Below are 12,805 nucleotides of genomic sequence, written 5' to 3'. Positions count from 1 at the left end.
GTTCAGGCGTGATTCGATAGCCGTAAGAGTGCGGGCCGATAGGGGGCTTGCGGATCGTCGTCCTCGTTCTCCGGGATGACGCAGGAGCCGAATTCCTGCCTGATCCGCTCGATCTCGGCGATGCGCTCATGCAATCGCTGCAAATGTTCCGGCGACGTCGCCCGCCAGAACCGGAACGTGTCGGCCGTCATCGGCACGAAGGCCGTGCCAAACAGCGTCGGTTCGGGAACGACCGTGCGCCCGAGCAGCAGGAAGCGGTCGGCGCCGGAAACGATCAGGGTCGCATAGCCCCGGTTTCCGATCCGCCTGATGCCATTCAGCGACCATTCGGCGAGCTTGCTGAAATAAGGCTCCTCGCGCCAGCGATCGGGGCAATGGTCGTCCACCGTGACGTTCACGGCATCTTGGCTGAAATGGACGATGATCCCCGACTTCGCCGGGAACCAGTCGTCGTCGAGATGCCCCTGCAGCCAGGCGCAGACGAAGGAGCGGCACATCTGGGGGCGGCGGTCGTAGATGGTGCAGCCGGTGCCCGTCTGCCAATGCTTGCAGAGCTGGTTCACCGGCTTGTCGATGGCCGCGACTTCCAAAATATCGCAGCAGGCGTTGCACGATCCGCATTGTCGGGGCAGCGGTGCCGTCTTCGGCAGGCCGGTCGCACGCAAGCCCCGGCCGTCGCGCACCAGCAGCTTCTGCTTCTCCAGCGCGTTCAGCGCACGTTCGATCTTGAGACGGGACAGTCCGGTGGCGTCGATCACGCCCTTCGTGGTCGTCGCGCCTGCCTCGATGGCGCGGACGACGCTCAGCATCATCTGGTCCATTTTTATTGTTCTTGGTCTTCTGGTCCGGTTCCGTCAGCCAACATTACGACCCGGGCCGAAACAGGAGCGGCAAACAGGTCTCAGACATCTGATAGAAAAAACTATGTTGCTCATCGATCTGCTTGCCAGGCAAGAAGCCGCGCCCTTCGCGCTCGCATGCAACGTTTGCGCAAATGAAGGATCATGCACGGCGCTTTGCGATCGTGTTCAAGCCGATTGCGCGCAGCGGCCGCGACGGTTTTGGCTCAGATCGCGGCGAAACGAGCGCAGTTCGACGTGATGCGCCCTCAAGATATGATGAGCGGCAGGCGTTTTTCACACACACGTGATGTTCGCGCTGCACGCATTCCCGCGCGCGGAAACGACACGTTCGCGTGATCATGGGTGGATCGAGCGAGACCTTGCATCGAGTTGCTCGCGCGTGACATTCGGAACCGGCAGTGCGTCGTTCGTGGGGCCAAGGTGACCCGTGCGATCGCGATACCGTTCGAACCGTTTGCCGTCGGCTCGCCCTGATCGCGCTTCAGATCGTCACGGCGGCCGTGGCGTGGGTGGCATGCACGACGTCCGCTGTCGCGGAGGAACGCGCGCCGCTACTGCGCGCCGGATCCGCCCTGCACGATCTTCTCGTTCAGCTTGAGATCGACGGTCTCGACGGTGCGGTCGATCTCGGGGTTGGGCGCGCCGAGCTGATGCGAGATCAGCTTCACCAAGAGGTCGACGCGCTCGATGAAGGGCGCGCCGCCCGCGACCGCGCGCGCGGCCGATGACGGCTTGAGCAGGCTTTCGGCGGCCTTGGCGTATTTTGCGAACGGCACCTGGTCCTGCGGATCGGCGCCGAGCTTGCGAGCGATGGCATCGACATGGTCGTAGATCGTCTGCGAGCGCTTCAGGTCGCCGTGCACGGCGTCGCGGATCGACTGCGGCTCGTGCGGCGTGATGCAGCGGTAGTTGCCGGTGAGCAGCATCGACCATTTCGCCAGCGGCACGAACAGAGAATCGAACACTTTCAGCTTCACCGGCACGTCGTGGCCGTCGAGCGTCACGGCGTTGATGTCGGCCTCCAGCTCGCGCAGCAGCTTGTTGTGCTTCTCGTCGGCGAACACCGACGCCTTGAAGTTGGTGGGCAGGCCGACGTGAAGCACGTTCGTGGCTTCTTCCGGCGGACGGAAGGCCTGCGGGTCGGGCGAGCAGAGCGTCACGAGGCCCGGCTCGAACCGCTCCCACACCTGCGCATTGGTGTAGGCCTCCTCCAGATCCATGCCGGCGAGCGCCGGGATGCGCTTCAGATAGGGCAGCGGCGGCATGTTCATGATCGACAGGCACGGCAGCTTCGCCGCGGCGATCTTCACCATGAGCATGCGCACCGTGTGGTTGGTATATTGCGGCTCCTGCATCGCAAGGCCGACCAGATCGTAGCGGGAGAGGTCGACATTGGCGGGGGTCACGGCGTCGAGCTTTCCGGGCAGGTTGCGCGAGAAGATCGCCCGGTGCACCGCCTCGTCACGCAGCTTGATGCGTACCTCGGTACCTTCGCGATTGATCAGCTCAGCGGTCTTGGCGCGGCAGACCAGGGTCACATTGTGCCCGGCCATCAGCAGCTTCGTGCCCAGCAGCGAGCCGTAAGAAGCCCCGAGAATCAATATGTTGCGCGCCATATTCCGTCCCTTTGACAATGTCTGTGATTTTTGGGCCCGGCCGTCATCCGCGGGCGAGTTTGTCGGCATGTAAGGCGAAGTTCGCGGGGATGGCAACTGGGATAATGCATACAAGGCAGTGCCGAGTTCCCGGCCGCAGGGTGGGGGCATCAGGACCCCTCGCTCGGAATCGCCGACCCGTTGGCTGCATCGGGGCTGCTTGCCCGACCGACGAGACCCGCTTTGGGGCCGTCAAAGCCGCCCGAAGTTCCACTTAACCGAAATTAGCTGCGAGATCGGCAAGAAGTGTCTGCGAGTTGAAGAGTCGCGCCGTCGAACCTGGCACCGTCTTGCGGGCGCGGCGCTCTCTCAGCCCTGGCTTGCGACCCGCGCGCGGTCGAGATGCTCCTCGATCTTCGGGCGGTCGCGGGTGCGTTCGAAGCTGGTGCACAGCAGTTCGGTCTCTTCGAGCGAGATCGGAGCGCGATACAGCCGGCACATGAATTCGGCGCTCGCGCGTGCCTTCGAGGTAGCCGGGCCGCGTTCGGCGAGAAACATGCAGTCGCGGCAGACGCTGGCGTCGAGCCGCTGATGGGCTGCGTCGAGGTGGTTGAGAACCTCGCGGAGCGAATCGCGCAGCCTGACGCATTCGTCGTTCCCGAGCGAGGTGACCGCATTGACCACGTGATTGATAGGGTCGTGCTGGCTCAGGCATTTCTCGCCCTGGGCGGTGATGTGCAGGACGACGGAACGCTTGTCCTCTTGCGACGGCTTGCGCACCAGAAAGGACTTGCCCTCCAGCGTCTTCACGATCTGCGATGCGGTCGCTCTGGTGGCGCCGATGAAGCCGGCGAGCGCGGAAGGCGTGCGCGAAAATCGGTTGGCGCGGCCGAGAAAGCGCAGCGCCATCCATTCCCGATCGCGCAATCCATGCTGATTGCCTTCGAAATACCATGCCCTCGCCGCCTGGACCAGCAGCTCGACGGCTTCCCGTGCCAATGGCATGAATCTACTCCGCCCCCGGGACTTCGTTTGCGGCGCTCAGGAGCCGCTTTGCGCTCCGGCCTGCGAATCCATCGAAAGACATCGAACGGCTGCTGTCGGGCGAGCGAATCGTGTCGAGCTCTGGTTCGAAAGAAGGAATTGCAGCACGTCCCGCCTGGATCGCTGGGGCTCGCGTGCTCCGGAGTGAGAAACCGCGTCGTTGACATGCCAACAGCGTCGTCGTCGCGCGGGAGCCCGAGTTGTCGTCGTCAACGGACGATGGATCGGAATAGTTCAACCGGAGCCCCTGAGTTCAAGTCACACGCAGACGTTTCTTATGTTCCGCCGAAACGATGAATGAGCTTCTCAACAAAATCAAGTAGAGACGCTCGCGGAGCTCGGATGTCGCTGCAGGCGAATGTAAAGTTCAAGACAATCTCGCTGCTCGGGACACATCGTGGTGAACGCAATACGCTGTCAGGCAAGCAACATGCACTCAACTCTGCGACGCCATGATTGCACAGCATCCTGCTGTCCATGATCGATGCAGATTGATCGAAGCTTGTGCACGATGACGATGAGTTCGGCGCGTCATCCACAACTTGTGCGTGGATCCGCGGAATCGACAGGGGAATTCGCAGGAATTGCACGTGCCGGTTGTTGGCTTGGTGCCCGCCAAATCGCCCGTGCGGTGGCTTGCGGCAGCGCTGCTATTCGCCCTTCAGCATGTCGCGCAGCTCCCGGAACGGATCGGCGCTCGGGGGCGCCGAAGCGTCCTGCCGCATCGCGCCGTAGATTCTCGGAACCATGTCGACCGCCTGGTCGAGGCCCGAATCACGTCCCGGCTGATAGCCGCCCATCAGGCGAAGGTCGCGCGTGTCCTCGTATTTGGCGATCAAGGCGCGCAGCTTGCTGACCAATTCGCGCTCTTCGGGATCCCAGACGTTATGCGCGAGGCGGGAGACCGAGGCCAGAACGTCGACAGCCGGATAGCGCGCCTGGTCGGCGATGTGCCTGGAGAGCACGATGTGCCCATCGAGTGTGCTGCGGATGGTGTCGGCGATCGGCTCGTTGTGGTCGTCGCCGTCGACCAGCACGGAGAAGATCCCGGTGATGGTGCCGGCACCTTCCTCGCCGGGCCCGGCGCGCTCCAGGAGGCGCGGCAGATCGGTGAAGACCGTCGGCGCGTAGCCGCGTGCGACCGCAGGCTCGCCGGCAGCGAGCGCGACCTCGCGGGCGGCATGGGCGAAGCGGGTGATCGAATCGACCATGAGCAGGACCGATTCGCCCCGGCCGCGGAAATATTCCGCGACCGCCATGGCCGTCTTCGGCGCCAGCCGCCGCATCATCGGGCTTTCGTCTCCGGTCGACACGATGGTGACGGCGCGTTGGCGATCGTTGCCCAGCACGTCCTCGATGAACTCGCGCACCTCGCGGCCGCGCTCGCCGACCAGGGCCAGCACCACGGTGTCGAAACCCTGGCTGCGGGCGAGCATCGCAAGCAGCGTCGATTTGCCGACGCCGGAGCCGGCAAAGATGCCGACGCGCTGGCCGGCGCAGATCGGCGCGAACAAATCGATGACGCGTACGCCGGTGCGCAGCGGCTTGTGCACGCGTGCGCGCTTCATGGCCGACGGCGCCTCAGCCTCCGCCGAGACCGCCTGGGGGCCCGGCGTGAGGGGCCCCAATCCATCCAGCGGCGCGCCGAGAGCGTTGATGACGCGACCCTTCCAGCTCGGATCCGGCGCAAAGGACAAGGGCGGCATCCGGTAGGCGACCGAGCCGAGTCCGCCGGCGAACTGGCGGTCGAACGGCTTGGCGACGATGCCCTCGCTGTCGATTCGCACCACCTCGCCGATCTGCGGCTTGCCGCCCGAATTGACGCCGATGAGTTCGCCGAGCCTGACGAAGCGCGACAGGCCGGAGACACGGAAATGCGTCGGCGCGATCTCGGAGATCGCGCCGCTGACGCTTGCCAGGGGCGTGCTCTGCTGAAGCTCCAGCAGTGCCCACTCGAGTTGTCGAAGAGCGTTCAAGGAAACCGTCCAACCTCAATCTCAATGCGCGCGGGGCGCAGGCTATTTGCCGGGTTCGCCCAGCGTCCGGATCGCGTTCTGCAGCGAGCTCTCGGTGCCCTCGATCATCGAATTAGTGCCCTCGAAGGCACGCGAGGCCGCGATCAGCTTGGTCAATTCCATCATCGGGTTGGCGCCGGAGCCCTCGACATAGCCTTGCTTGAAGCCGTCGCGGGAGAAATCGGCGATGGCGCTCGCAGGCCGGTCCGGTGTCACGCCGGAATTGCCGTAGCGCTCGAGATTGGCATCAGCAGGGATGCTGAACAGGCCGATCGTGCCGATCTCGTTGTTGTCCTGGGTGATCGCGCCGCTGCGCGCGATGGAGATCGGTCCGCCGTTCGGGTCCAGCGTGATCTGCGCGCCGCCGGAATCGACGACGGGGAAACCGCTCACGGTCTGAAGATCGCCGTTGGCGCCGATCTGGAGCCGGCCGTCGCGGGTATAGACCGTGCCGTTGGGACCGGCGAAGGCGATCCAGCCCTGGCCGACCACGGCGACGTCGAGCGGATTGCCGCTCTCGGTGATGTTGCCTTGCTCGCGCGAGATGATGTTGTCGCCGGGCGAGGAGAACGCGACCGGGTTCGCGCCGGCCTTGGACAGCACGGTCTCGAACTTCACCACGTCGGTGCGGAATGCCGCCGTGTTGACGTTGGCGACGTTGTTGGCGATCGTCTGGAGGCGCTTTTCGAGGGCGACCTGGGCCGACAATCCCACATAGAGGGCCGATTGCATGACTTACCTGTTGAACCTGATGTTCTGAAGAGTAGCCAGCATGTTGGTATCCATGCTGGCCGAGGATGCGCCGCCGATCAGGATCAGCGCGGAATTGGTCGAGCTGTCGCTCTGGGCCTGGGTCGCGTCCCACATCGCCGCGAAGCGCTGCACGAACTTGGTGACCTTGGCAGGGTCCTGAAAATCGGTGAGCTTGACCTTGTTCGTGATCATCTTGGCCTGGGCGTCGATGTCGGCCGAGCTGATCGTTGCCGGCAGGCCGAGCGCGGTCTGAACCACCTGCGTCAGCGCCTTGTCCGCGAGCACCTGGTAGGCGGTCGTGATCGTGGAGGCCTTGCGGGTGAAATAGAGCGCCAGCCGCAGACCCTCGTTCTGGTCGCCGGCCTTCTGCTCCATCGTCTGCGTGACGTAATGAGTCGCCGTCCCGGTCGTGGCCTGGGCGGTCTTCGTCGCGTTGCTGCCGAGGGCGGCGAAATTGAAGGCGGTGGCGAATTCCCGGTAGCGGGTGTCGGTCAGCTTGTTGGCGAAGGTGTTCTTGTTCCCGACACCCTCGGTCAGCACCTTGCGCATGAACGCCTTGGCATAGGTCATGTCGCTGAGGCCAAAGGCCTTCATGGCGTAAGAATAGAGGCGATAGTCCTTCAGGAAGTCGTCGATCGTCTTCACGTTGCCGATATGGCTCAGGAAATAGTCGGTTTCGCGACTGACATCCGGCTGTGTCGCGACCTGCGTCAGCGACTTGCCCATGTCCTTGGTCAGCCTGGTGTAGTCCGCGATGGTGGATAGCATGACGCGCCCCTCTGGCCGCTGTTGCGACGCCGCCCCAAGCTGCCGCCGATTGCTTGCGCGGGGCTGGCGACGCGGGAAGCCAGCCTCGCGCAAGGCTCGCCGACTAGATATTCCCGGTGGGGTCGGCGATGGAGCGGCGCGTTGGGCAGTTTCGTGGGGATTTTCATCACGGTAGCGGCGCTGCTTGGCGGATTTGCCGCGATGGGCGGGCATCTGGCCGTGCTCATGCAGCCGTGGGAGTTCGTGATCATCATGGGGACCGCGGTCGGCACCTTCATCGTGGCCAATCCGTGGAAGACGGTGGTGGATACCGGGGTTGCCTGCATGCAGGCCATCACCGGCGCGGTGCCCGGCCAGCGCTACTACCTTGATCTGCTCGGCGCGCTCCACGCCCTGATGCGCGAGCTCAGGGGCAAGGGCCGCAACGAGGTCGAGGCGCATATCGACGATCCCGCGTCCTCCGAGATCTTCAAGGCGTTTCCGAGCGTGCTTGGAGATCCCTCTCTGCTCCAGTTCATCTGCGACTACGTCCGCCTCATCATCATGGGCAACGCGCGCACGCACGAGATCGAGGCGCTGATGGACGAGGAGATCCACACCATCGTGAAGAGCAAGCTGGCGCCCTATCATGCCCTGGTGACGGTGTCCGAAGCGCTGCCGGCGCTCGGCATCGTCGCCGCGGTGCTCGGCGTCATCAAGGCGATGGGCGCGCTCGACCAGTCGCCGAAGCTGCTCGGCGGCTTCATCGGCGCTGCCCTGGTCGGCACCTTCGCCGGCATTTTCCTCTCCTACGGCGTCCTTTCGCCCTTCGCGATCAAGATCAAGATGACGCGCGAGAAGAAGTGCCGGCCCTACATCATCGTCAAGCAGACGCTGCTGGCGTTCATGAACGGCGCCATGCCGCAGATCGCCGTCGAGCACGGCCGCAAGATGATCGCGAGCACCGAGCGGCCGTCGATCGACGTCGTCGAGAACGAGACGATCGCGGGTCCCAAGGCGGTCGTCACCGAGCCCGAACCCAAGGCTGCCCGCGCATGATGGAAGACGTCGAGGTCGATCAGCGCAAGCAGCTGCCGAACTATTTGCTGGACGCCGCCGGCATATCGATCGAACGCATGCCGATGCTCAATGTGATCTTCGATCGCATGGCGGCATCCTGCACCGACAGCCTGCAACCGATGGCGGGAACGCCGTGCTATTTCTCGGTCAACGGCATCACCAACGATCCGCTCGGCGACATCATCAAGGACTACGAGGGTAACGCGGTCGCGGCCGTGCTCTATGCCGAGCAGTGGGACTCGCGCGTGATCATCGTGCTGGACCGCGACTTCGTGTTCACGATGGTCGAGGCGATGTTCGGATCCGACGGGGCAGAACCGCCGCTCGATGTCGAACGCACTTTCTCGAACATCGAGATCCGCCTGGTCCAGGCGCTGTTCGAGCGGTTCGCCAAGGCGCTGCAGAACGCCTTCGCCGGCACGTCGAACGTCACTTTCCGCGTGGAGCGGGTCGAGACGGCGATGGCCTCGCTGGCGATCGGGCGCGCCAGCAACATGTCGATCTGCGCGAACATGATGGTGCAGGCGCTCTACCGCGGCGGCCAGATGTTCCTGATCATTCCGCACTCCGCGCTCAATCCGCTCAGGCAGAAGCTCGCTCACGTCGTCGTCAGCGACGGACGCGCGACCGATCCGCGCTGGCGCGAGCAGATGGAGAGTGAGGTCCAGCGAACCGAAGTGACGCTGAGCGCGGTGCTCGACGAGAAGATGATTTCGCTCGAGGACGTCGTGAAATTCAGGGTCGGACAGGTGATCGAGCTGGAGGCCACGCCGCGCACGCTGGCCCGTCTCGAAAGCAATAACCAAGTGCTGTTCTGGTGTCAGATCGGTCAGCTCGATGGCTATTACGCCATGCAGGTGGCCGATCCTGTCGATCAGAAACGGGAGTTCGTCGATGATATCTTATCTCGTTGATGCCGTGCTGTTGATCGCGCTCGCCTTCACCAGCATGCGGGTGACCCGGATGCACCGCGAGCTGGCGCGGCTGCGCAGCTACCAGGGCGAATTCTCCACCATCGTCCACGAGACGGCGGGCGCCTTCGACACGGTCATCACCGCGGCGCATGATTCCACCGCCAATCTCGGGCGCCTCGCCAACGTGCTGAGCACCAAGATCGATCAGGCCCACGAGGCGATCGCGGCGCTCGATGCGAGGAGCGGGCTCGCGCCCGCGACTGCAGGCGGCGCCGAGGTGAACAAGCACTGAAGCGAGAGCCGGCAGAACCCATACGAGCGGAACGCCAGGGCGCTCCGGGAGTGGAAATACCAAGAGGCAATACCAGATGGCGCAATCCTTCGACTATGACTCTGCCACGCGAGCACCTGCCGCCGACGAGGGGCATGCCGACACGACCCCGCTGGAGCGGCTCGCGGAGATCGCCGCGCGCACGGCGGAGGAGACCGGCAAGTTTGCCAATGTCGATGCCATCCTGCGCATTCCTGTCACCATGCAGGTGGTGCTGGGATCGGCGACCATTCCGGTGGCGAACCTGATGAAGCTCGGACGCGGCGCGGTGGTTCCGCTCGACCACCGGGTCGGCGAGCCCGTCGACGTCGTCGTCAACGGCCGCATCGTCGCCCGCGGCGAGGTGGTCGTCGTCGAAGAGGACAATTCCCGCTTCGGGGTCTCGCTGACCGAGATCGTCGGGCCGCTGGGGCAGGGTGACAGCTGACCATGGCGGCACAGGTCGGCATCGCTCCCGTCAAGCAGCGAGGCGTTGCCACGCTGGGCGGCACGGAAAAGGTCGCGGCGCTCCTGCTGGCCATGGGCCGGCAAGCGGCCGCGAGCGTGCTCGCGCAATTCGAGCCGCAGGACATTCGCATCGTTACCAAGGCCGCGGCCGAGCTGCGGCCGATCACGGCGCAGGAACTCGAATCCATCGTCGAGGAGTTCGCCCAGCAGTTCTCGATGGGCGCCAACATTCTCGGCACCCTCGGCGGCTTGGAGGCCGTGCTCGGCGACGTGCTTCCTGCCGATCAGGTCACGGCGATCATGTCGGATCTGCTCGGCAATTCGAGCCGGTCGGTCTGGGATCGCGTCTCGTCGGTGTCGGAGAATTCGCTGGCGACTTACCTGTCCAAGGAGCACCCGCAGACCGCCGCGCTGATCCTGTCCAAGGTCAAGCCGGCCTGCGCCGCCAAGGTCATGAGCCAACTGCCCTCGAGTCTGCGCAACGAATTGATGCGGCGCGTGCTCAGCCTCAAGCCGATCGTCGACGATGCGATGAAGGTTCTCGAGAAGACGCTGCATGAGGATCTGACGCTCAATTTCGCCCGCAACCTCGGCGCCGACACTTACGCCCGCGTCGCCGACATCATCAACAAGATGGAGCGCGGACATATCGAGGACATGCTCAATAGCCTGTCGGAGAAGCGGCCGAAATCGGCCGAAGTGCTGAAGGAGCTGCTGTTCACCTTCGACGACGTCATCAACCTGGCGCCGAAGGCGCGCACCATGATCTTCGACCAGGTGCCGACCGATCGTATCGTCGTCGCGCTGAAGGGCACCGACAAGCATTTCCGCGAACTGATCCTGTCCGCGGTCGCCTCGCGCGTGCGCCGCGTCGTCGAGCACGAACTCGCCATCGGCGAGCCGTCGAACCAGCGCGACGTGCTGGAGGCGCGCCGCGTCATCACCGACCTCGCGCTCGACCTCGCGGAGAAGGGCGAAATCGAGCTCAACCCCGACCAGGAGGATGAGCTGGTCTTCCGCTGACCGCTGAACGGGCATGGCAGAATCATCCGATCAGGAGAGCAAGACAGAAGAGCCGACCGAGAAGAAAGTCCGTGATGCGCTCGAACAGGGCAAGATCCCGGTCTCTCGGGAGGCCTCTATTTTTGCCTCGATGGCCGCGCTGATGGTCATTCAGGCGTTCCTGATCGGCCAGGGCGTGCAGCAATTGACGCCGACCTTGAAGAACCTGCTGGACGATCCCGACGGCTTCCCGCTCTCCACCGGCGCCGACGCACAGAACCTGCTCACCGTCGTCAGCCTCGAGGCACTGCGCTTCCTGGTGCCGCTGGTCGTCACCCTCGGCGCGTTCGGGCTCGCCACCTCGCTGCTGCAGAACGCCCCGCGCCTGGTGCTGGAGCGCATCAAGCCCGACCTGTCGCGAATCTCTCCGATCAGCGGCTGGAGCCGTCTGTTCGGAACGCAGGGACTGGTCGAGTTCGCCAAGTCGCTGTTCAAGCTGGCCGCGGTGACTTCCGTGGTCGCCTTCGTGCTGCGATCGTCCGAGGCGAAGGCGTTCGAGGCGATGTACACCGATCCGGTTGCGCTGCCGGAGATGATTCTCAACATCGCGATGCGGATCGTCTCGGCGATCTGCATCGCGACCATCGTCCTGGTGGCGATCGATCTCGCCTGGGCGCGCTTTCACTGGCGGCGCGAGCTGCGCATGACCAAGCAGGAGATCAAGGACGAGCACAAGCAGGCGGAAGGCGATCCGCTGATCAAGGCGCGCTTGCGCTCGCTGGCGCGCGACCGCTCGCGGCAGCGGATGATCGCGTCCGCATCGCGCGCGACGCTGGTGATCGCAAACCCGACGCATTTCGCGATCGCGCTGCGCTACAACCGCGAGGAAAATCCCGCGCCTCTCGTCGTGGCCAAGGGCATGGACGTGATCGCGCTGAAGATCCGCGAGGTCGCCGAGCAGAACCGGATTCCCGTGATCGAGAACAGGGCGCTGGCGCGCGCACTCTACGAGGCGGTCCAGGTCGATCAGGTGATTCCGGCGGAGTTCTTCCGGCCCGTGGCCGAGATCATCTACTTCCTGCAGTCGAAGCAGGCGCCTCGGACCGAGAAGGTCCAGTAGATTTCCGAGGACGACGTCCTGCCCAACAGCTTGACGAAAGCTTAACGCCCTAGGCTTCTCCCGAATGGACCTGAACGGGGTTGTCGTGGGACCGCTTTATCTCTTCGAACTCGCATCGTCGCAGGCGCGGTACCTCGAGCTCCGCCAGTCGACCATTGCCACCAACGTCGCCAACGCCAACACGCCAGGCTTCAAGGCGCGCGACGTCGAGCCCTTCAACAAGGTGCTCGAGGGCATGCCGGTGAGGCTTGCCACGACGTCGCCCTCGCACATGCAGCTGGCCGCGGCCGAGACCGACACACGGGCGACCGCGAAGAAGGACAGCTGGGAAGTCGTTCATTCCGGCAACTCGGTCAGCCTCGAGCAGGAAATGATCAGGGGCAGCGACGTCAGCCGCGACTATTCGATGAATTCGGCGATCGTGCGGTCGTTCCACCGCATGGTCCTGTCCAGTGCGAAGGCCTGAGGTGAACTGACATGCTGGACTCACTGCAAGCGTCATTGACGGTCGCGAGCTCCGGGCTCGAAGCGCAGTCGACGCGTATGCGCATCGTTTCGGAAAATCTCGCGAACGCGACTTCGACGGGGCGCACGGCCGGTGCCGATCCTTATCAGCGCAAGACCATCACCTTCGACGCCGCGATGGACCGTGCTTCTGGCTCGCAGCTGGCGAAGGTCAAGGAGATCGGGGTCGACACCACGCCGTACCGTGTCGAATACGATCCGGGGCATCCCGCCGCCGACAAGGCCGGCTACGTCAAGATGCCGAACGTCAACATGATGATCGAGATGGCCGACATGCGGGAAGTCAACCGGTCCTACGAGGCCAATCTCCAGGTCGTGAAACAGGTGAGGTCGATGCTCGGCATGACCATCGATCTCTTGAGGAGCTGA

At 64.1% G+C, this 12,805-nt stretch carries 14 protein-coding genes; 8 read left to right on the top strand and 6 right to left on the bottom strand.

The features are described 5' to 3' along the window. Window positions 1-2 precede the first annotated feature (2 nt). The 6 genes from CIT39_RS28090 to CIT39_RS28065 all read right to left on the bottom strand — a co-directional run bounded on the left by CIT39_RS28090 (window position 3) and on the right by CIT39_RS28065 (window position 7,038). On the bottom strand, window positions 3-821 hold the full coding sequence (locus CIT39_RS28090) for a YkgJ family cysteine cluster protein (protein WP_094977104.1): 819 nt from the start codon (window positions 819-821) through the stop codon (window positions 3-5). Between the two features lie 593 nt (window positions 822-1,414). Then, window positions 1,415-2,479 carry a ketopantoate reductase family protein gene (locus CIT39_RS28085; protein ID WP_094977105.1) on the bottom strand — a complete coding sequence of 355 codons (1,065 nt, stop codon included), beginning with the start codon at window positions 2,477-2,479 and terminating at the stop codon, window positions 1,415-1,417. A 348-nt stretch (window positions 2,480-2,827) separates the two neighbouring features. After that, window positions 2,828-3,463: a MarR family winged helix-turn-helix transcriptional regulator gene (locus CIT39_RS28080; RefSeq protein WP_094977106.1), complete on the bottom strand. Its 636-nt coding sequence runs from the start codon at window positions 3,461-3,463 to the stop codon at window positions 2,828-2,830. Between the two features lie 689 nt (window positions 3,464-4,152). Next, entirely contained in the window at window positions 4,153-5,478 is a 1,326-nt protein-coding gene (fliI, locus tag CIT39_RS28075) for a flagellar protein export ATPase FliI (RefSeq protein WP_094977107.1), read from the bottom strand. A gap of 42 nt (window positions 5,479-5,520) precedes the next feature. Next, entirely contained in the window at window positions 5,521-6,249 is a 729-nt protein-coding gene (gene flgF, locus CIT39_RS28070; protein ID WP_094977108.1) for a flagellar basal-body rod protein FlgF, read from the bottom strand. 3 nt (window positions 6,250-6,252) lie between these two features. Beyond that, window positions 6,253-7,038 (bottom strand): DUF1217 domain-containing protein, encoded by a 786-nt coding sequence (locus tag CIT39_RS28065; protein WP_094977109.1) that lies wholly within the window; start codon window positions 7,036-7,038, stop codon window positions 6,253-6,255. Between the two features lie 141 nt (window positions 7,039-7,179). Between CIT39_RS28065 and motA the strand changes: the two genes are divergently transcribed. From motA to flgC, 8 genes are all read left to right on the top strand, one after another. Next, a complete protein-coding gene (gene motA, locus CIT39_RS28060) occupies window positions 7,180-8,076 on the top strand; it encodes a flagellar motor stator protein MotA (RefSeq protein WP_028145751.1) in 897 nt (298 codons plus the stop codon). Further along, the gene (locus tag CIT39_RS28055) at window positions 8,073-9,011 is read left to right on the top strand and encodes a flagellar motor switch protein FliM (protein ID WP_094977110.1); all 939 of its coding nucleotides are present in this window, start codon (window positions 8,073-8,075) and stop codon (window positions 9,009-9,011) included. Before motA ends, CIT39_RS28055 begins: the two co-directional genes overlap by 4 nt. Beyond that, window positions 8,992-9,303, top strand: a complete 312-nt coding sequence (locus tag CIT39_RS28050; protein WP_094977111.1) for a hypothetical protein — start codon at window positions 8,992-8,994, stop codon at window positions 9,301-9,303. The genes CIT39_RS28055 and CIT39_RS28050 overlap by 20 nt, the downstream gene beginning before the upstream one ends. A 76-nt stretch (window positions 9,304-9,379) precedes the next feature. Then, window positions 9,380-9,769, top strand: coding sequence for a flagellar motor switch protein FliN (gene fliN / locus CIT39_RS28045; RefSeq protein ID WP_094977112.1), 390 nt, complete (start codon window positions 9,380-9,382; stop codon window positions 9,767-9,769). A gap of 2 nt (window positions 9,770-9,771) precedes the next feature. Further along, window positions 9,772-10,812, top strand: a complete 1,041-nt coding sequence (locus tag CIT39_RS28040; RefSeq protein WP_094977113.1) for a flagellar motor switch protein FliG — start codon at window positions 9,772-9,774, stop codon at window positions 10,810-10,812. Between the two features lie 13 nt (window positions 10,813-10,825). After that, complete coding sequence (gene flhB / locus CIT39_RS28035) at window positions 10,826-11,911, top strand: flagellar biosynthesis protein FlhB (RefSeq protein WP_094977114.1); 1,086 nt, start codon at window positions 10,826-10,828, stop codon at window positions 11,909-11,911. Window positions 11,912-11,975: 64 nt separating this feature from the next. Further along, window positions 11,976-12,377 (top strand): flagellar basal body rod protein FlgB, encoded by a 402-nt coding sequence (gene flgB, locus CIT39_RS28030; RefSeq protein WP_094977115.1) that lies wholly within the window; start codon window positions 11,976-11,978, stop codon window positions 12,375-12,377. Window positions 12,378-12,388: 11 nt separating this feature from the next. Then, window positions 12,389-12,805: a flagellar basal body rod protein FlgC gene (gene flgC, locus CIT39_RS28025; RefSeq protein WP_094977116.1), complete on the top strand. Its 417-nt coding sequence runs from the start codon at window positions 12,389-12,391 to the stop codon at window positions 12,803-12,805.

The sequence above is a fragment of the Bradyrhizobium symbiodeficiens genome, assembly GCF_002266465.3.
GTDB classification, from domain to species: Bacteria; Pseudomonadota; Alphaproteobacteria; order Rhizobiales; family Xanthobacteraceae; genus Bradyrhizobium; species Bradyrhizobium symbiodeficiens.
Note: the sequence above shows the minus strand (reverse complement) of the source record. Positions and strands in the feature narration are given on the sequence as shown.

Coding starts and splice junctions, on each gene's coding strand:
- CIT39_RS28090 (WP_094977104.1), bottom strand. CDS start 821: ATGGACCAGATGATGCTGAGCGTCGTCCGCGCCATCGAGGCAGGCGCG.
- CIT39_RS28085 (WP_094977105.1), bottom strand. CDS start 2,479: ATGGCGCGCAACATATTGATTCTCGGGGCTTCTTACGGCTCGCTGCTG.
- CIT39_RS28080 (WP_094977106.1), bottom strand. CDS start 3,463: ATGCCATTGGCACGGGAAGCCGTCGAGCTGCTGGTCCAGGCGGCGAGG.
- flgF (WP_094977108.1), bottom strand. CDS start 6,249: ATGCAATCGGCCCTCTATGTGGGATTGTCGGCCCAGGTCGCCCTCGAA.
- CIT39_RS28065 (WP_094977109.1), bottom strand. CDS start 7,038: ATGCTATCCACCATCGCGGACTACACCAGGCTGACCAAGGACATGGGC.
- CIT39_RS28055 (WP_094977110.1), top strand. CDS start 8,073: ATGATGGAAGACGTCGAGGTCGATCAGCGCAAGCAGCTGCCGAACTAT.
- CIT39_RS28050 (WP_094977111.1), top strand. CDS start 8,992: ATGATATCTTATCTCGTTGATGCCGTGCTGTTGATCGCGCTCGCCTTC.
- fliN (WP_094977112.1), top strand. CDS start 9,380: ATGGCGCAATCCTTCGACTATGACTCTGCCACGCGAGCACCTGCCGCC.
- CIT39_RS28040 (WP_094977113.1), top strand. CDS start 9,772: ATGGCGGCACAGGTCGGCATCGCTCCCGTCAAGCAGCGAGGCGTTGCC.
- flhB (WP_094977114.1), top strand. CDS start 10,826: ATGGCAGAATCATCCGATCAGGAGAGCAAGACAGAAGAGCCGACCGAG.
- flgB (WP_094977115.1), top strand. CDS start 11,976: ATGGACCTGAACGGGGTTGTCGTGGGACCGCTTTATCTCTTCGAACTC.
- flgC (WP_094977116.1), top strand. CDS start 12,389: ATGCTGGACTCACTGCAAGCGTCATTGACGGTCGCGAGCTCCGGGCTC.